17 protein-coding genes are annotated in these 18393 nt (G+C 72.9%); 7 read left to right on the top strand and 10 right to left on the bottom strand.

Going from position 1 to position 18393, the window contains the following annotated elements; genetic code table 11:
• The first annotated feature begins 652 nt into the window (after window positions 1-652).
• Together DFQ13_RS28075 and DFQ13_RS28070 are read left to right on the top strand one after the other, a co-directional pair.
• The gene (locus DFQ13_RS28075) at window positions 653-1219 is read left to right on the top strand and encodes a snapalysin family zinc-dependent metalloprotease (protein WP_035280422.1); all 567 of its coding nucleotides are present in this window, start codon (window positions 653-655) and stop codon (window positions 1217-1219) included.
• Window positions 1220-1432: 213 nt separating this feature from the next.
• Complete coding sequence (locus DFQ13_RS28070) at window positions 1433-2146, top strand: S1 family peptidase (protein ID WP_035280424.1); 714 nt, start codon at window positions 1433-1435, stop codon at window positions 2144-2146.
• A gap of 74 nt (window positions 2147-2220) precedes the next feature.
• Here the strand turns inward: DFQ13_RS28070 and DFQ13_RS28065 are convergent, their stop codons facing one another.
• The 7 genes from DFQ13_RS28065 to DFQ13_RS28035 form a co-directional block, all read right to left on the bottom strand.
• Window positions 2221-2898: an HNH endonuclease family protein gene (locus DFQ13_RS28065; protein ID WP_052020916.1), complete on the bottom strand. Its 678-nt coding sequence runs from the start codon at window positions 2896-2898 to the stop codon at window positions 2221-2223.
• Between the two features lie 92 nt (window positions 2899-2990).
• Window positions 2991-4595: a solute symporter family protein gene (locus DFQ13_RS28060; RefSeq protein WP_110081944.1), complete on the bottom strand. Its 1605-nt coding sequence runs from the start codon at window positions 4593-4595 to the stop codon at window positions 2991-2993.
• Window positions 4592-4942: a DUF485 domain-containing protein gene (locus DFQ13_RS28055; RefSeq protein ID WP_035280426.1), complete on the bottom strand. Its 351-nt coding sequence runs from the start codon at window positions 4940-4942 to the stop codon at window positions 4592-4594. Before DFQ13_RS28055 ends, DFQ13_RS28060 begins: the two co-directional genes overlap by 4 nt.
• Window positions 4943-5004: 62 nt before the next feature.
• Entirely contained in the window at window positions 5005-6789 is a 1785-nt protein-coding gene (locus DFQ13_RS28050; protein ID WP_110081943.1) for a sodium/solute symporter, read from the bottom strand.
• 34 nt (window positions 6790-6823) lie between these two features.
• A complete protein-coding gene (locus tag DFQ13_RS28045) occupies window positions 6824-7174 on the bottom strand; it encodes a hypothetical protein (RefSeq protein ID WP_110081942.1) in 351 nt (116 codons plus the stop codon).
• A gap of 4 nt (window positions 7175-7178) precedes the next feature.
• Entirely contained in the window at window positions 7179-7958 is a 780-nt protein-coding gene (locus tag DFQ13_RS28040) for a LytR/AlgR family response regulator transcription factor (RefSeq protein WP_035280432.1), read from the bottom strand.
• Window positions 7958-9025, bottom strand: a complete 1068-nt coding sequence (locus DFQ13_RS28035) for a sensor histidine kinase (RefSeq protein ID WP_407643217.1) — start codon at window positions 9023-9025, stop codon at window positions 7958-7960. The genes DFQ13_RS28040 and DFQ13_RS28035 overlap by 1 nt, the downstream gene beginning before the upstream one ends.
• Window positions 9026-9245: 220 nt before the next feature.
• On the opposite strand from DFQ13_RS28035, the gene DFQ13_RS28030 reads away from it, so the two are divergent.
• A complete protein-coding gene (locus DFQ13_RS28030) occupies window positions 9246-9986 on the top strand; it encodes a DUF72 domain-containing protein (protein WP_110081941.1) in 741 nt (246 codons plus the stop codon).
• Between the two features lie 668 nt (window positions 9987-10654).
• Here the strand turns inward: DFQ13_RS28030 and DFQ13_RS28025 are convergent.
• Complete coding sequence (locus DFQ13_RS28025; RefSeq protein WP_110081940.1) at window positions 10655-10933, bottom strand: hypothetical protein; 279 nt, start codon at window positions 10931-10933, stop codon at window positions 10655-10657.
• 73 nt (window positions 10934-11006) lie between these two features.
• Window positions 11007-12014 carry an AraC family transcriptional regulator gene (locus DFQ13_RS28020; protein WP_110081939.1) on the bottom strand — a complete coding sequence of 336 codons (1008 nt, stop codon included), beginning with the start codon at window positions 12012-12014 and terminating at the stop codon, window positions 11007-11009.
• Between the two features lie 217 nt (window positions 12015-12231).
• Here DFQ13_RS28020 and DFQ13_RS28015 point away from each other — a divergent pair, with 217 nt between their 5' ends.
• Window positions 12232-12837 carry a TetR/AcrR family transcriptional regulator gene (locus DFQ13_RS28015; RefSeq protein WP_035280369.1) on the top strand — a complete coding sequence of 202 codons (606 nt, stop codon included), beginning with the start codon at window positions 12232-12234 and terminating at the stop codon, window positions 12835-12837.
• Here DFQ13_RS28015 and DFQ13_RS28010 read toward each other — a convergent pair.
• A complete protein-coding gene (locus DFQ13_RS28010) occupies window positions 12815-13921 on the bottom strand; it encodes an alpha/beta hydrolase (protein WP_110081938.1) in 1107 nt (368 codons plus the stop codon). The two genes, DFQ13_RS28015 and DFQ13_RS28010, sit on opposite strands and share 23 nt — an antisense overlap.
• Window positions 13922-14186: 265 nt before the next feature.
• Here DFQ13_RS28010 and DFQ13_RS28005 point away from each other — a divergent pair, with 265 nt between their 5' ends.
• The 3 genes from DFQ13_RS28005 to DFQ13_RS27995 are packed head-to-tail and all read left to right on the top strand — an operon-like array spanning window position 14187 to window position 17928.
• A complete protein-coding gene (locus DFQ13_RS28005; protein WP_110081957.1) occupies window positions 14187-15668 on the top strand; it encodes a flavin-containing monooxygenase in 1482 nt (493 codons plus the stop codon).
• Window positions 15656-17341 carry an FAD-dependent oxidoreductase gene (locus DFQ13_RS28000; protein ID WP_325050958.1) on the top strand — a complete coding sequence of 562 codons (1686 nt, stop codon included), beginning with the start codon at window positions 15656-15658 and terminating at the stop codon, window positions 17339-17341. The genes DFQ13_RS28005 and DFQ13_RS28000 overlap by 13 nt, the downstream gene beginning before the upstream one ends.
• Window positions 17338-17928 (top strand): acetoacetate decarboxylase family protein, encoded by a 591-nt coding sequence (locus DFQ13_RS27995; RefSeq protein ID WP_110081937.1) that lies wholly within the window; start codon window positions 17338-17340, stop codon window positions 17926-17928. The genes DFQ13_RS28000 and DFQ13_RS27995 overlap by 4 nt, the downstream gene beginning before the upstream one ends.
• The last annotated feature ends 465 nt before the right edge of the window (window positions 17929-18393 follow it).

Raw genomic sequence — 18393 nt, 5'->3', positions numbered from 1 at the left:
CATCTCAAAGGAAACCCCTGACAGGGTTTCATGATATTAAGCTCTACTGGCTTAAATCGGCACACTGTTGAGTTCTCAAACAACACACGCACATCCGATTCAACCGACCCTGTTCAGGCGCGGCCTCATCCGAGGCTGGTATTGCAAGCCATGTTTTGTCTCGCGCTTCAAGGTCACCCACTCTACCACCGCTAGGTGGGAGCTTGGTTCGTGACCCCCGGTCAGTGCCCGTTCCGGTTGTTTTCCCGGCCCGTGTCGCTCTGACTTGGATAAAGTTACACGGCGCCAAACCGGGGATCAAATCGGGGGTCCCCCAAAGCCTCCGGTCGGCCCGTTTGGGCGCGGAAACCGTTGTGGCCCAATGGTTCTCCACGCGGCCCATCCGCCCGCGAGCCTGTGCGCACCGCTCCGGCCGCCGAACCCCTCCGACGGCCCCGGACGGCCTGTTTCCGCTGATCAACCGGCATGTACCGACACCTGCCGTTCACTTATGACCCCTGGACACCCTGGGAAAGTCAATGTTTGTGATCGCGGTCACTTCTGCCCCGGAATCGGACTACTCCCCGAGTAGAGGTAGTCACGGTGCGCACTCGCGCCAGGTCGCAGCCGGTCGGCCCGCCCACGAGGTGGGCCGCACACGAGGAGGACCCCCATGTTCAGACGCACGTTCGCCCTGGTGACCACCGCCCTGGCCGTGGGAGCCGGGGTGATCGCCGGAGCCGCCCCCGCCTCGGCGGCCCCCGCGCCCGCCCCCGCCGCGGTCGTCACCCTCACCTACGACGACAGCCTGGCGGCCGAGTTCAAGTCCGCCGTGGCCCAGGGCGCCGCCAACTGGAACGCGTCGGTCACCAACGTCCGCCTCGTCAAGGCGGCCTCCGGCCAGCGGGTCAACATCCGGGTGATCGCCGACAACGGCTGGCCCCGCGCCACCCTCGGTCCGGTCCGCCCCACCGGCTCGGGCACGGTCTGGTTCGGCCGGGAGGCGGTGAACGACGGCTACAACGTCGTCCGGATCATCACCCACGAGTTCGGCCACAGCCTCGGGCTCCCCGACCGCCGCACCGGTCTGTGCTCGGACCTGATGTCCGGCAGCTCGGCCCCGGTCAGTTGCGCCAACGCCCTGCCCAACGCCACCGAGCGCGCCCAGGTCCAGCGCAACTACGCCTCGGCCCTCGTCGCACAGCCCGCGCGGACGACGATCCTGGTCGACGCCGCCTGACTCGGCACCACCCCGACGGCCGCGCCCCGCCCGGGGCGCGGCCGTCGTCGTTCGCGGGTGGTGGGCGCTGTGGATGACTGGGAACGAGTGGTCCTTGCGGGCTCCCGGATTGCGGTGAAATGGTGGAGGGGCGTTCGGCCGGTCGTCCCACCGGTCGGCGCATTCCCGATTCCACCCTGCGCGGTTCCGACCGCAGAATCGAGAACTCCCCTCATGAAGCGTTTGTTGGTCGCTGCCCTCTCGCTGGCCGCGCTGGTCGTCGGCGCCCCCGCCGCGCTGGCCGCCCCCGCTCCGCCGTCCGACCCGGTGCTGACCCCGACGATCATCGGCGGCGGCACCGCCTCCAACGCCCCGTGGGCGGCCCGGCTGTTCTCCAACGGGCAGCAGTCGTGCTCGGCGACGATCATCGCCCCGCGCTACGTGCTCACCGCGAAGCACTGCGTGGCCAGCGGGACGATCAGCTTCCGGATCGGCAGCCTGGACCAGACCAGCGGCGGCACCCTGGCCAACGCGGCCACGATCTACCGCCACTCGGCCTCGGACCTGGCGATCGCCTACCTCGACCGCAGCGTCTCGGCGACCTACGCGCCGCTGGGCACCTCGACCGACGTGCGGGTGGGGCAGAACGTGCAGGTCTACGGCTGGGGTGCCACCTGCACCAACCAGCCGGAGATCAACTGCCAGTCGCGCTACCTGAAGGTGGCCACGGTCAGCGTGCGCAGCACCAACGCCCGGGACGCCTACAACGGCGTCGCGGTGCAGGCGACCCGGGTCAACGGCATCACCGCGGGCGGTGACTCCGGTGGTCCGATGTTCGGCAACGGCCGCCAGGTCGGCGTGGCCTCCACCAGTGACCGCGCCACGGTCACGAACTACACCAACGTGACCACCTACCGCTCGTGGATTCGGTCGATCGCGGGCGTCTGATCCCACAGCTCGCACTGATCCGGTCGCGGGAGCGGGGGTCCGGTTCGCCGGGCCCCCGCTCTTCGTCTTCCCGGTCAGCGCGGGCAGGTGTTGAGCATGGCGTTGAGGGCCGCGATTTCGCGGTCGTCCGCCGTGAGGTGGTACTTGACCTTGACGGTGGTGTAGGCGGTCGCGTACTCGCAGGAGTAGGCGTCGGTGGGGCGCCATTGCGCCGGGTCGCTGTCGCTCTTCTGGCCGTTCGACCTGGCGGAGACGGCGACCAGGTTGGTCATGTCGTTGTAGTAGGCGTTGCGCTGCTCGGCGCTCCAGCCGCGGGCGCCGGAGCGGTTGGCCTCGGCGATGGGGACGATGTGGTCGATCTGGAGGTCGGCGGCGTCCTTGGCCTGGACCCCGTCGTAGCGGCTGGTCCAGCAGGCGGTGGTCGGGCAGGTGGGTCGGCACTGGGAGTCCACGGCCACGCCCTGGCCGTCGCGGGCGAGGACCTGTTCGCGGGTGTTGCACTTGGTCTTGGGGTCGTAGGCCCAGTCGCCCCAGTCGTCGCGGTTGTAGTGGGCGCCGGTGTCCTCGGGCTTGGCCGCGCCGAGTTGCGCCATCAGGGCCGCGCGGTCGCCGGAGGCGGCGGGGGCGGCCGGGGGTGCGGAGGTGGGAGATGCAGGGGCCGCGTCCTCGGTGCCGATGGGCACCTTGCACCCGGCCAGGGTGAGCAGCGCCAGCAGGACCACCGGAATGCATCTATGCACGTTCACCTGCATAGCGTCCCGTGGTCGGGGCGGCCCCGCCGGACAAGCGAACGGGCTTCCGCCGACCGGCGGAAGCCCGTTGCCGCTGCTCGACCAGCGGCGGCCTAGTGCGCCACCGCCTTCTCGGCGCCGACCCCGGTCAGGGCCCGCACCTCCATCTCGGCCTGCTTGCCCGGGTCGCGCTCCTTGGACAGGACCGTGCCCAGCCAGCCGAGCAGGAAGCCCGCCGGGATCGAGATGATGCCCGGGTTCTGCAGCGGGAACCAGTGGAAGTCCACGCTGGTGATCATCGACTTGGCGGTGCCGGAGACCGCCGGGGAGAACACGATGAGCACGATCGAGGAGATCAGCCCGCCGTAGATGCTCCACAGCGCGCCGCGGGTGTTGAACCGCTTCCAGAACAGCGAGTACAGGATCGTCGGCAGGTTCGCCGAGGCCGCCACGGCGAAGGCGAGCGCCACCAGGAAGGCGACGTTCTGCCCGTTGGCGAGGATGCCGCCCGCGATGGCGACCGCGCCGATGACGACCGCGGTGATCCGGGCGACCCGCACCTCCGCGGCCGGGGTGGTCTTGCCGCGGCGGATGACGTTGGCGTAGACGTCGTGGGCGAAGGAGGCCGACGCGGTGATCGTCAGCCCGGCGACCACGGCCAGGATGGTGGCGAAGGCGATGGCGGCGATCAGCCCGAGCAGCACCGGCCCGCCGAGGGCCTGGGCCAGCAGCGGCGCCGCCGAGTTGACCCCGCCGGGTGCCTTGCTGATCGTGTCCGGGCCCACCAGGGCGCCCGCGCCGTAGCCGAGGACCAGGGTGAACAGGTAGAACACGCCGATCAGGCCGATCGCCCAGACCACCGAGCGGCGGGCCTCGCGGGCGGTGGGCACGGTGTAGAAGCGCATCAGCACGTGCGGCAGGCCCGCGGTGCCCAGGACCAGCGCGATGCCCAGGGACAGGAAGTCGAGCTTGCTGGTGCCGGTGGCGCCGTACTGCTTGCCGGGGCTGAGCAGCTTCTCGCCGACCGCGCCCGCCTTGTCGACCGCGCCCTGCAGCAGCGAGGAGAGGTTGAAGCCGTACTTGGCGAGCACCCACAGGGTCATCACCAGGGCGCCCGCGATGAGCAGCGCGGCCTTGATGATCTGCACCCACGTGGTGCCCTTCATGCCGCCGACCAGCACGTACACGATCATGATCACCCCGACGACGGCGATGACCAGTGCCTGGGCGCCGGTGCCGGTGACGCCGAGCAGCAGCGCGACCAGGCCGCCCGCCCCCGCCATCTGCGCCAGCAGGTAGAAGAAGGACACGATGAGCGTGGACGTGGCCGCCGCGGCCCGGACCGGGCGCTGCTTCATCCGGAACGCGAGGACGTCGCCCATGGTGAACTTGCCGGTGTTGCGCAGCAGTTCGGCGACCAGCAGCAGCGCCACCAGCCAGGCGACGAGGAAGCCGATCGAGTAGAGGAAGCCGTCGTAGCCGTTGACCGCGATGGCGCCCGCGATGCCGAGGAACGACGCGGCGGAGAGGTAGTCGCCCGCGATGGCGATGCCGTTCTGCGGGCCGGTGAACGCCCGGCCCGCGGCGTAGTAGTCCGAGGCGGACCTGGTGTTGCGGCTGGCCCGGAACACGACGACCAGGGTGATGACCACGAACGCGGCGAAGATGCCGATGTTGAGCGCGGGGTTGTTGCCCTCCACGCTTTGGGCGAGGGTCATCCGGCACCTCCGGCGGGGGTCGCGCCCTCGATGTCCTCGCGCAGCTTGGTGGCCAGCGGGTCGAGCTTGCGGTTGGCGTAGCGGACGTAGACGCCGGTGATGACGAAGGTGGAGGCGAACTGGAGCAGGCCGAGGATGAGCCCGACGTTGACGTTGCCGAAGACCTTGGTCGCCATGAAGCCGTGGGCGTAGTCGGCGAGCAGCACGTAGACCAGGTACCAGAGCAGGAAGAACCCGGTCATCGGGAACACGAAGACGCGCAGTCGCCTGCGCAGCTCCACGAACTCCGCGCTGGACTGGACCTCCGACCAGTCCCGCTCGTCCGGTGGCCGTTCGGTCGAACTCATGGTGCCTCCTCGCACAGGGTTTCGCGGGAGAGGCTAGGGAGGGACGCACGGACGGTGAACGGTCAGCGGCTCAACCGTCGTGTCACACGACGAACGGCTGACGAGCGGCGGGTGGCCCACGACGAGTGGCCCAGGTCACGTCCGTCAAGCTCTCGTTCGGGTGATGGTGTGCTGGTGGTCCGGCTGCCGCGCTCGACCAGGTGCAGGCGCAGCATGGCCGCGGCGGCCCAGGGCGGCGGCCTGCCCAGCAGCGACACCCCGATCATGGTGGCGAAGGCCAGCGGCACCGCCCACGGCGCGGGCTGGGCGATCAGGATGGCCAGCCACCCGTGCGCGGGCGGTCCGAACAGGGACGCCACGATGCCCCCGGAGGTGGCCAGCAGCCCGGCGGTGACCCCGGCGATGGCGCCCGCGGCGGTGAGCCGCGACCACCACACCCCGAGCACGAGCAGCGGGCAGAAGGTGGCCGCGGCGACGGTGAACCCCCAGGTGACCAGGACGCCGACGTCGATCCGGGCGGACGGCAGGGCGAGCAGCACCACGACCGCGGCGGCGGCCACCACGGTGAACCGCAGCCTGCCCACGCCCCCGGGCACCAGGTCGTGCGAGATGGCCCCGGCGACGACGAGGAGCAGCCCGAGCGAGGTGGCCAGGAACGCGGCGAAGGCGCCCGCGGTGAGCAGCGTGGTGAACACCGCCCCGGTGGTGCCCGCGTCGACCTGCGCGGGCAGCGCGACGACGGCGGTGTCGGTGGCGCCGCTGAGGTGCAGTTGCGGGACGAGCACCGCGCCGAGCAGCCCGTAGACCCCGGGGAAGAGGTAGAAGACGCTGAGCAGCCCGACGGTGATGGCCGCGGTGCGGCGGGCGGCGCGGCCGTCGGGGCTGGTGTGGAAGCGCATGAGCACGTGCGGCAGGCCCATCGTGCCGAGCACCGTGGCGAGCAGGATGGCCCAGGTGGTTAGCAGCGGGTACCCCTCCTCGCCCAGGTGCAGCAGCGGTCGCCGCCAGTCCGCGCCCCCGGGCGCCGCGCCGCCGCGCACCCCCGGCACCGCCGCCCCCTCCGGGAACACCAGGGTCTGCCCGGCGGTGACCCGCAGGTCCCCCGGCGGGAAGGTGCGCGACCCGTCCGGCGTGCCGACGGTGAGGGGTTCGCGGACCTCCAGGGTGACTTCGAGTCCGAAGGAGACAGTGGTGTCGCGGGTGAAGTGGGTGAACTCCACGGGGTGCACCGCGTCGTGGCGCACCTGCGGTCCGACGGAGAGCAGCAGCCAGATCGCCGGGACGATGAACAGCACCAGCTTGAAGCAGAACTGGAACGCCTGCACGTAGGTGGCCGCGCGCATGCCGCCCACGGCGAGGGTCACGCTGACGACGGCGGCGGCGATCACCACCCCCACCCAGTACGGGGTGCCGCTGACGACGCTGAGCACCAACCCCGCGGTGCGGAACTGGGGCACCAGGTAGAGCCCGGCGATGACCAGCACCACCACGGCGCTGAGCACCCGCAGCGGCCGCGACGCCAGCCGCGCCTCGGCGAAGTCCGGCACGGTCACCGCCCCCGACCGGCGCATCGGCGCGGCCACCAGCACCAGCATCGCCACGTACCCGGCGGTGAACCCGACCGGGTACCACAGCGACCCGACGCCGTCCTTGACCACCAGCCCGGCCACCCCGAGGAACGACGCCGCCGACAGGTACTCCCCCGACACCGCGGCCGAGTTCACCAGCGGCGAGACCCGGCGCGAGGCGACCAGGAAGTCCGACGTGGTCCGCATCGCCGCCACCCCGCGCAACCCCACCAGCAGCGTGACGAGCACGACCGGTGCCACGGCGAAGACCGCGATCACCGCACCGCCCGGCGCTGGTCCCGGCGCCCCGGCGTCACGGCCGGTCCTCGACCCGTTCGGCGTGGCGCAGGTGCCAGCGGGCCAGCCCCACCATCGCCGGGAACGGCACCAGGACCAGCGCGGGCCACGCCACCGGGATGCCCAGCAGGCGGACCTCCGCGAGCACCGGCAGCGCGCCCAGCAGCACCGGCAGGCCGAACACCAGCGCGCCCAGCGCCGCCACGGCCACCGCGGCCCGGCGCCGCTGGGCGGCGAACACGCGCAGCGCCCGCTCGGCGTCGGCCGGGTCGAGCGCGGACGGCCGCCACGCGGTGTGCGCGCGGCGGCGGGCGTGGGCGAGGCGGGTCTGCGGGCTGGTCACCGCCACGCGGCGCTGCTGGGTCACCCGCTCAGGCCCGCCTGCCGAGTTCACCCCGGCGGGCGGCGAGCAGCAGGCGCTCGCGCAGCGGGCGGACGCAGCGGCGGCTGACCGGGACGTCGCCGACGTCGGTGTGGGCGAGCATCCCGCCCACGGAGTCGCTGCGCAGCTCGCGGACGGCGTCGAGGGCCAGCAGGTAGCCGCGGTGGACCCGGGAGAAGCCGAAGTCCTCCCAGTACTCCTGCAGGCGGGAGATGGGGATGCGGACCGGGTGGGCGCCGGTGGGGGTGTGCAGGCGGACGTAGTCGCCGTGGGCCTCGGCGAAGCGGACCTCGCCGCGGCGGACGTAGCGGGTGCGGCCCTCGGCCTCGACCGGGAGGGCGGGCATGGTGTCGGGGGTGCTCGGCTCGGTGCGCGGGGCCGGGACGGCGGTGCGGGTGGCGACCATGCGCCCGACCCTGGCCAGGGCGTCGGCCAGGCGCTCGGCGCGGACGGGCTTGAGCAGGTAGTCGACGGCGCCGATGCCGAAGGCGGACACGGCGTGGCCCTCGTGGGCGGTGACGAAGACGATCACCGGGGGTTCGCTGAGCCTGGCCAGCAGCGACGCCAGCTCCAGGCCGCTGAGGCCGGGCATGGAGATGTCGAGGAACACCGCGTCCGGCGGGTCGGCCTGGATGCTGCGCAGCGCGCCCAGCGCGTCGCCCGCCGCGCGGACCTCGGCCACCTCCGGCGCGGCCCGCAGCAGCCTGCACAGCTCGTCGAGCGCGGCCCGCACGTCGTCGACGGCGAGCACCCGCAGCCCGGCACCCATCACGGCATCACCCCCGGGGAGAACATCGGCATCCGCACCAGGACGCGGGTGCCCGCGCCCTCGGCGGTCTCGACCACCAGCCCGTACCACGGGCCGTAGACCTCGCGCAGCCGCCGGTCCACGTTGGCCAGCCCGACGCTGCCCGACGGGCCGCGCCCGGCGAGGACGGCCTCGGCGTGCGCGGGCGCCATCCCCGCGCCGTCGTCCTCGATCGAGATCAGGCAGTCGGCGCCCTCGGCCTCACCGCGCACCTGCACCAACCCGCCGACCCCGCGCGGTTCGACGCCGTGGCGCACGGCGTTCTCCACCAGCGGTTGCAGCACCAGGTACGGGATCGCCACGGCCAGCACCTCGGGGGCGACGCGCACCTGCACCCGCAGCCGGTCACCGAGCACGGCGCGCTGCAGGGCCAGGTAGGTCTCGATGGCGTGGAACTCGTCGGCGACGGTGGTGTACTCGCCGTGCCCGGAGAGGCTGTAGCGGTTGAAGTCGGCGAAGTCGAGGATCAGCTCGTGCGCCCGGTCGGGGTCGGAGTGCACCAGCGAGGAGATGACGGTGAGCGCGTTGTAGACGAAGTGCGGGGAGATCTCCGCGCGCAGCGCCCGCAGCTCCGCCTGCGCGGCCTGCTCGGCGGAGGCCTCCAGCCGCGCCCGCTCCACGGCGGCGGCGACCCAGTCGGCCACCTCGCGGACCGCCCCCACCCGGACCGCACCGGCCACCACCAGCGCCCCGGCGACCTCGTCGTGCACGTGCAGCGGCACCGCGACCAGCGGCGGGCGCCCGGCCCTCGCCTCCCCCTGCCGGGCCGCCTCGACCAGCTCCGACCAGCGGGAACCGTCCGGGGCGCGGCCGGACCAGACCGGTTCGCCGGACAGGTCGGCCAGCCCGACGGCGTCGGCGTCGAGGAGCCTGCGCACGGCCCTGGCCGCCGCCCGCACCCCGGCCCCGGACAGGCCGTCGGCCAGGTCGTCGGCGATGCGGCGGGCCGTGCCGAGCACCGAGGCGGGGTCGGTCCGCACCCACGGCAGCCGCGACCGCGCGGCGGCGCGCTGCTCGGGCACGGTCACGATGGGCTCCCCCGGGGTCGGTTCCGTAGATGTTAAGACCCGAGTGGGGGTGCGAACAGGTGACAATCCGGCACGCTCGGTGCTGCGGCGGCGCGGGTGCCCTTTGTGGATGGTGGTGTTGTGCCAGGTCGCGGGCAATGGCGAGGCAGGTCGGTACCCGATCGGGGCGTGTCGGCCGCTCACCGTTTCGAGTGATCATCAGCGGGGTACGCAGCCGGGGATGGCAGAGATCAGGATCGGCACCTCCGGCTGGACCTACCCCGAGTGGCGCGGCGGCTTCTACCCGTCGACGCTGCGCCGGGGCAAGGAACTCGAACACCTCGCGGCCCGCCTCAACTCGGTTGAGGTGAACGGCACCTTCTACGGCCTGCGCGGCCCGCACGTGTTCCGCTCCTGGCGCGACCGCACCCCGGCGGACTTCGTCCTCGCCGTCAAGGGCCCCAAGGTCGTCACGCACACCCTGCGGCTGCGCGACCCCGGCGAAGCCCTCACCGCCTTCCTGGACTCCGGCGTCGCGGAACTGGGCGACAAGCTCGGGCCGCTGCTGTGGCAACTCCCGCCCACCCTGGCCTTCGACCGCGACACCGTCGCCGCCTTCCTGGACCTGCTGCCCCCGGTGCGGCACGCGATCGAGGCCCGCCACCCCAGCTTCCAGGACGACCGCTACTTCGACCTGCTCCGCGACCACGGGGTGGCCTCGGTGGTGGCCGACTCGGCGGGCCGGTTCCCGCTGCTCACGGAGCTGACGGCCGACTTCGCCTACGCCCGCCTGCATGGCCCGAAGACCCTCTACACCGGCGACTACCCCCCGGAGACCCTGCGCAAGTGGGCGGCGGCCATCCACACCTGGTCGGCCGACCTCGACGTGTACGTCTACCTCGACAACACGATGAGCGGGCACGCCCCGAACAATGCCGTGGAACTGAGCCGCCTGGTCAAGGGCGAACCGGACCCGGTGTGACCGGGGTTGTGTCCCGGTCGCGCTGGGACTTGTCTCAGAGCCTGGGGGTTTGGTGGGGGTGCCGGGTGGGTGGGGGTGCTCGGCCGTGCCTGTGTCCCGCAAAGCCCGGTCGTTTGTCGTGGGTGCCCGGCTGGGTGGATGTGTTTGGCCGGGGCCCCTATGGCGATCATGTGCTCCAGTGTGACCGGGTGGGGCTGAAAAGATGCCCCACCGCCCAGGCAGGCTGTCACATGATCGCCACCCCCGGCCAAACACATCCACCCACCCGGGCATTTTGTGGCCGGGCTGGCGGTTTTCGGGGCGGTCGGCCGGGCAAGCACCTCCACCCACCCGAGCATTCGCTCGCCGGGCCGGCGGTTTGTGGGGTGATCGGCCTGCGTTCAGGACCTCCACCCACCCGGGCAGTTCGCTCGCCGGGCCGGCGGTTCTCGGGGCGGTCGGCTGGCCAAGCACCTCCACCCACCCGGGCCGGGGCGTAGCCGGGCCGCCGGTTGCGGGGGTGGCTGGCTGACCAAGCGCATCCACCCACCCGGGCAGTCGCTCGTCGGGCTGGCGGTTTCGGGGGGCTGGGTGGCAAGCGCATCCACCCATCCGGCGTTTGCTCGCCGGGCGGCGGTTCGGGGTCAGCCTGCTTTCCCGCTTCCCTGCTTCCGGCTTTGCGGCAGGTCCTAGTCGGCGGCGAGTGCCCGGGGGCCGCGGATGGGGGTCAGGCTTCCCACCATGGCGAGCAGGCGGGCGTGTGCGCGGCGGTGCAGCAGCCGTCGGAAGGACTCGGGCAGGTGGGCGTGCGCGGCCAGTTCCCAGGCCGCCTGGAACACCACGGCCTGCACGGTCGGGGGGGCCACCTCCGGGTGGCGCTCGGTCAGCGCGGAGACGGCGGCCTCGGTGATGTCGCGGGCCGCGGAGAACTCGGCCCGTGGGGCGGGGATGTGGTCGGGGCTGGACATCGGTCAATGATCCCTTTTCACGTGTCGCCTTCGGTTTCCGGGACGTGAACAAGGGTACGTCCGATGTGGACTCTCAGCCCGGCCTGCGGTGGGCGCTCGGCGTGTGTCCCGTCCATCGGGTGAACGCGTGGATGAAGCTGGCCGATTCCGCGTAGCCCAACCGGGTGGCGATGTCGGCCACCGGCAGCACCCCGTCGGCGAGCAGTTCCTCGGCGAGGGCGAACCGCACCTCGTCGCGCAGTTCGCGGAACGACGTGCCCGCCTCCGCCAGCCGCCGCCGCAGGGTCCGCTCCCCCACCAGCAGCCGGGCGGCGACCTCGCCCGCGCCGAGCCGGATGCCGCCGACCGCCGCGAGCTGGGCCCGCACCGCCCCGGTCGTCCCGTGCCGCTGCCTGCGCGCCTGCACCAGGACCCGGCAGCGCTCCTCGCAGTCGGCCACGGTCACCGGGTCGGCCTGCGGCAGCGGCCGGTCCAGCTCGGCGGCCGGGAACGCGGCGGAGGTCACCGCGGCCCCGAAGACCGGTTCGACGCCGAACGCGACGCGGTGCGCGGACGGGTCGGCGGGCGCGGGGAACCCGAAGGCCACCTCGGTGAGCGGGAGGCCGCCGGGCAGCAGCTCGCCGGTGACGGTGTGGATGGCGGAGAGGTCGCGCTCCAGGAGGAACCTGGTCGCGTCCTGCGGCAGCGCGGAAGCGTCCAGCTCGAACCGCAGCAGCGCGCCGTCGAGGCGCAGGCGCGGGACGCAGAAGATGAAGCTCAGGTCCAGGTACCGCAGGGTCACGTCGACGGCGGCGCCGAGGGTGGGGCTGCTGAGCACGGCGTAGCCGAGCATCCCGAACGTCGTCACGTGGTAGCGGCGGCCCAACTCCAACCCGGCGTCGGGCAGTCGTGCGGCGAGGGCGCGCACGGCTGCCAGCTCGACCGCCGCGTCCACCCGGGCCGCGGGGTCGGTGAGGACGTCCTCGGGGACCTCGGGCAGGGGGACGTCCCGTTCCCGCGCGAAGGCGGAGACCAGTCGGAGGCCCGCCGTGCCGCGCGGGTAGTCCCAGTGCCGGACGGCGGCCTCGGCGAACACCCGCATACCGGGAGTCTGCCCGGTGGGGGCGGGGGTTGGCCGCGAGGGCCGGGATTCGGTGGGCTTCACCGTGGCTGCGCCTCCGGGGCCGGGGAGTTCGTTGTGGGAGCCCGGGTGGTGGTGTGCTCGGCCGGGGCCCCGGCGAGGTGGTGGGCCGGGAGCGCCCGCGGGGGCGGTTCCCCTACGCTGGGGTTCCAGCGTGACCGATGTGGCCAGGTGGGGGATGCCGCGGAACCGACGCCCGCAGGACCGGGAAGAGAAGCGCGGTGAGATCGTCGCCGCGGCCACGCGGTTGTTCGTGGAGGAGGGCTACGACTCCACGACGGTGGTGCGGATCGGGCGCGAGGCGGGGGTGGCCTCCAACACCGTCTACTGGTACTTCAAGCACAAGGACGAGGTGCTGGTCGCCGTCCTGGACGCGTTGTTCGCGGAATTCCTGGCCGGTGCGGCGCAGCGGTTGGCCGAATCTCCGGTCGAGCAGTTGCTGTGGGCGGTCGGGCAGTTGCGGCGGGTCGACCGGTTGATCACGACGGTGCACGCCAGGGTCGGGGCCTCGGAGGCGTTGCGGGTGTGGCACGACGGGTTCCACGCGCAGGTGGAGGGGATGCTGCGGTGGCACCTGGCCGGGTTGGGCGTGCCGGAGGCCGAGCAGGGCGCGATGACGCGGATCGGGGTGTTCGCGGTCGAGGGGATGCTCACGCACGTGGGCGACGCCGCGGGTGATCGCGCCATCGTCGAGACGTTGGTGCGCAGCGCCCGCGGCATCGCCGCTGTGCCGGGTCCCCACCAGGACCCGGGCGGGTCGACTACCGGTTCGCCGGGGCGGTGAGCCGCGCCGCGAGGAACCGGACCTGGTCCCGCACGGCGCGCTCGAAGAGGTCGTCGACGTAGATGTCGAAGTGGTCGCCGTCGTAGTGGTTGACCTGGATGTGGTCGTGCCGGGCCGCGAGGCGGGCCGTGGTGCGGGCGGGGGCCGCGCGGTCGTCGTCGCACACGCACAACAGGGTCGGCGCGGTGATCTTGCCCATGTCCTTGCCCGGGCGGTACAGCGGCAGCCACAGCGCGAGCCGGGCCGCGATCGCGTTGGCGCTGTCGCTCGCGCCGTCCGGGCCCTTCATGACACCCCAGATCGTGTCGCGGCCGACAGCGGTCTCGGAGGGGCGGAACGGGCGCCCGCCGGTCTCGACCGTCGGGGACAGACCCCTGCCCACCGCGGAGATCCGGGCGGCGACCCCGGCGGTGCGCGGTGAGAGCCGGGACCCCGCGGGCATGAGCTTCGACGCCTCGGCGATCGCGGTCGGGGACACCAGGAAGGCGGGCATCCACCACACCCCGACCACCGGGGCCAGCACCGGCTTCGCGCCGAACAGCGACCCCACCACGTCGAGCACGGCGGCGGCGATGAGCCACAGCACGCTCAACGGGCTGGAGCGGAACCGGGAGAGCAGTGACGCCGGGCCGTCGGTGAACGGGCACTGGGCCACCACCGCCGCCACGGCGCGGTCCTCGCTCGCGATCCGCAGCGCGTGCCCGCCGCCGAACGAGGTCCCCCACACCGCGACCCGCTCCGGGTCGACCCCGGGCAGCGACCGCCCGTAGGACAGCGCCGCCCGCCAGTCGTCGAGCTGGTCGCCGATGTCGAGCAACTGCCGCGGCGCGCCCTCGCTGGCCCCCAGGTACCGGTAGTCGAACACCAGCACCACCCACCCCTGCGCGGCGAACCGCTCGGCGAACGCGTCCAGCCGCCACTCCCGCACCGCCCCCAACCCGTGCGCCATGACCACCAGCGGCCGGGGCCCCTCGCCCGCGGTCGGGGTGTACAGCCACGCCGCGCACCGCACACCGCCGGACTCGAACCACACATCGCGCCGCACCGCCCCGGCGGGGCCGTCCTCCGTCGCCGACGTTCCCATCGCCCACCCTTCCTCACCACACCGCTCTTGACTCACGATCAAGAGATGGACGGCGCGAACGCTAGATCGCTCTTGACTTGCAGTCAAGAGCGGCGCCGCCCCGGTACCCGCCGTCCGGGGCGACGCCGGTCCGCGCGTTGATCGCGTGCCGACGGGGTGGCGGTTCGGGGGCAGGCGTCCTTGACCGGGGGTTTGGCCGGAAATGTCAATCGGGAGGCCGCCGGAGGGCTGGTTCCCGGGGTGGGGCGGTTCTAGCGTCGTGGGCATGACAGAGCTGTCGGTGGTTGTGATCGGGGCGGGCTTCGGGGGCCTGGGGGCCGCCGCCGCGCTCCGGCGGGCGGGGTTCGCGGTGACCGTGCTGGAGCGGGAGTCCCGGCTGGGTGGGGTGTGGCGGGACAACGTGTACCCGGGGGCGGCCTGTGACGTGCCCTCGTCGCTGTACTCGTGGTCGTGGGCGCCGAACCCGGGGTGGCCCCGGCGGTACTCGGGGCAGGCGGACATCCTGCGGTACCTGGAGCGGACCGCCGCCGAGCAGGGGCTGACCGACGTGGTGCGGTTCGGGTGCGACGTGGTGGGGGCGGCGTACCGGGACGGGAAGTGGCGGGTGGAGATCGCCGGTGGGGAGGTCGTCACGGCCGACGTGCTGGTGCCCGCGGTGGGGCAGTTGTCGCGGCCTGCGGTGCCCGACATCCCCGGGGCCGACACCTTCGGGGGGCGGATCTTCCACTCGGCGCGGTGGGACCACTCCGTGGACCTCGCGGGCAAGCGGGTGGCGGTGATCGGAACGGGGGCCAGCGCGGTGCAGTTCGTGCCGCGCATCCAACCGCTGGTGGGGCACCTCGACCTGTTCCAGCGGACACCGCCGTGGGTGGTGCCGAAGCCGGACCGGCGGTACACCGCCGCGCACCACGCCCTGTTCCGGCGGGTGCCCGGGGCGCGGTTGGCCGGGCGGGCGTCGGTGTGGTTGAGCGGGGAGCTGCTGACCACGGCCTTCACCTCGGCCAAGCCGCTGGGCAGGGCCATCGAGGCCGTGGCCCGGCTGCACCTCAGGGCGCGGGTGGCGGACCCGGTGCTGCGGGCCAAGCTCACGCCCGACTACGCGATCGGCTGCAAGCGCCTGCTGTTCTCCAACGACTACCTGCCCGCCCTCACCCGGCCCAACGTCGACGTGGTCACCGACCCGATCACGGGCATCACCCGCGACGGCGTGGTGACCGCCGACGGGCGGGAGCACCCGGCCGACGTGATCGTCTACGGCACCGGTTTCCGGTCCACCGACTTCCTCGCGCCGCTGACCATCACCGGGACCGGCGGGGTGGACCTGCGGGCGACGGCCTGGGCGGGTGGGGCCCGGGCGCACCTGGGGATGACCGTGCCGGGGTTCCCGAACATGTTCCTGGTCTACGGGCCGAACACGAACCTGGGCGGGAACTCGATCATCTTCATGCTGGAGCGCCAGGCCGCCTACCTGGTGCGCACCCTGCGGGCCATGCGCGCGCACGGCGTGGCCGCCGTGGACGTGCGGGCCGAGGTGGCCGAGCGGTCCGACCGGGAGGTGCAGTCGCGGCTGCGGTCGAGCGTGTGGACCGGCTGCGAGAGCTGGTACCGGGAGGACGGCGGGCGGATCACCACGAACTGGCCGGGCCTGGTCGCGGAGTACCGGCGGCGCACCAGGCGGCCCGACCCCGGCGACTTCCACCTGATCGCAGGCGACCACCCGGAGGAGCGGTCCACGTGGACCGCGTAGCGGCGAACCCGGACGTGCCGCACTATGACGTCCTGGTCATCGGATCGGGGTTCGGCGGCAGCGTGTCCGCGCTGCGGCTGACCGAGAAGGGCTACCGGGTCGGCGTGCTGGAGGCGGGGAGGCGGTTCGCGGATGACGAGTTCGCCGAGAACTCCTGGCACGTGCGCGACTACCTGTTCGCCCCGCGCCTGGGCTGCACCGGGATCTTCCGGATGACCCCGCTGCGCGACGTGCTGGTGCTGTCCGGCAGCGGGGTCGGCGGCGGGTCCCTCGGCTACGCGAACACCCTCTACGAGCCGCCCGAGGCGTTCTTCCGCGACCGGCAGTGGGCGCACATCACCGACTGGCGGGCCGAGCTGGCCCCGCACTACGCCCAGGCGAAGCGGATGCTCGGGGTGACCACGAACCCGGCGACCACCGCCGCCGACCGGGTGCTGCGCGAGGTCGCCGACGACCTCGGCGTCGGCCACACCCACACCAGCACCCCGGTGGGCGTGCTGTTCGGCGGCAAACCCGGCGAGGAGGTCCCCGACCCGTTCTTCGGCGGCGCGGGGCCGACCCGGCGCACCTGCACCCACTGCGGGGAGTGCATGACCGGGTGTCGGCACAACGCGAAGAACACGCTGGTCAAGAACTACCTGTACCTGGCGGAGAAGGCGGGCGCGGAGGTCCACCCGCTGACCACGGCGGTCGGCGTGCGCGAGGTCGACGGCGGGTACGCCGTCGACACCCGCCGCACCGGCGGACTGCGGAAGCGGACCTTCACCGCCGACCAGGTGATCTTCTCCGCCGCCGCGCTGGGCACGCAGAAGCTGCTGCACAGGCTGCGCGCGACCACCCTGCCCCGGATCTCCCCGAGGGTCGGCTACCTCAGCCGCACCAACTCCGAGGCGATCCTCGCCGCCAGGGCGCGGGACTCGACCGTGGACTACTCGCGCGGGGTGGCGATCACCTCCTCGATCCACCCGGACCCGGTGACCCACGTCGAACCGGTGCGCTACGGCAAGGGCAGCAACGCGCTGGCGCTGCTGGGCACCGTGCTGGTCGACGGCGGCCGGTCGCGGTGGGCGCGCGGGCTGCGCGAGCTGTGGCGCAGGCGGCGGGACCTGGCCCGCCAGCACGACCCCCGGCACTGGTCGGAGCAGACGATCGTGCTGCTGGTGATGCAGTCGCTGGACAACTCGGTGACGACCTTCCGCCGGTTCGGCAGGCTGAGCAGCCGCCAGGGCGAGGGCGAACCGAACCCGTCGTGGATACCGGCGGGCCACGACGTGGCCCGCCGGGTCGCCGAGAAGATCGACGGCATCGCGGGCGGCACCTGGGCGGACTGGGTCGACATGCCGGTGACCGGCCACTTCATCGGCGGCTGCGCCATCGGCGAGACCCCGCAGACCGGCGTGGTGGACCCGTACCAGCGGCTGCACGGCTACCCCGGGCTGCACGTGGTGGACGGGTCGGCGGTCTCGGCGAACCTGGGGGTGAACCCGTCGCTGACGATCACCGCCCAGGCCGAGCGGGCGATGGCCCTGTGGCCGAACAGGGGCGAGGCCGACCCCCGGCCCGAACCCGGCGCCCCCTACCGGCGGCTGGACCCGGTGGCACCGCGCTCACCGGTCGTCCCCGCCTCGGCACCCGGCGCCCTGATCCCGATCACCCCGAAGGAGCGCAGGTGACCCACCCCCCGGAACCGTGGAAGCTGCGCGGCGACCTGCACCTGTCGGTGTGGTTCCTGCGCGAGCGCGACTGGGAGGTCCCGGAGGGGACCTCGGTGGTCCGCCTCGGGCCGTGGTGCGTGGTCGGCACCGCGTGGGTGGACTACCGCCCCGGCAGCGTGCTCACCTACCGGGAGCTGATGTCGACCCTCCTGGTGCGCAAGGGTTTGCGCCTGTACCCGACCATCACCCACATCTGGGTCGACAGCCCCCGGTCCCGCGACGGCGGGCGGGCGCTGTGGGGAATCCCGAAGGAGCTGGCCGAGTTCACCGTGGACGGTCCGGAGTGGACAGCAACCTCGATCGCCCGGGCCAGGGTGCGCCCGGGGGCGCGCCTGCCCGGCCGGTGGCCGGTGGCCTTCCGGGTCGCGCAGACGCTCGCGGGCAAGCTCAAGCTGAGCCGGGTGCGGTCGACCTCGGGCCTCCGCTTCGCCCGGGTCGACTGGGACGCGGGCGCACCACTGCCCTTCCTCACGGCCCACTCCCCCGCCCTGAGCCTGACCCTCACCGACTTCGACATGACCTTCGGCGAGGCCCGGACCCACTGACACGAACAAGCCCCACCGGCGCAGCAACGAGCCACCCCGCCACCGCCGCCCCGGCTACGGAAATGCCCGGGCGGGCGGAGGTGCTGCTTGCCCAGCCAACCACCCCCGAAACCGCCGGCCCGGCGAGCAACCGCCCGGGCGGGTAGGTGTCCTCAACGCAGGCCGACCACCCCACAAACCGGCGGCCCGACCAAGCAACTGCCCGGGTGGGTGGATGCGCTTGGCCAGCCGACCACCCACCAAACCGCCGGCCCGGCGAGCGAACTGCCCGGGTGGGTGGATGTGTTTGGCCGGGGGTGGCGATCATGTGACAGCCTGCCTGGGCGGTGGGGCATCTTTTCAGCCCCACCTGACGCACTGGAGCACATGATCGCCATAGGGGCCCCGGCCAAACACATCCACCCAGCCGGGCACCACAACGACAAACGACCGGCCTCTAAAACAGAGCACACCCAGGCACACCCA

Origin of the sequence: Actinokineospora spheciospongiae (assembly GCF_003182415.1) — a bacterium.
GTDB classification, from domain to species: Bacteria; Actinomycetota; Actinomycetes; order Mycobacteriales; family Pseudonocardiaceae; genus Actinokineospora; species Actinokineospora spheciospongiae.
This window is presented reverse-complemented; position numbering and strand designations above follow the sequence as displayed.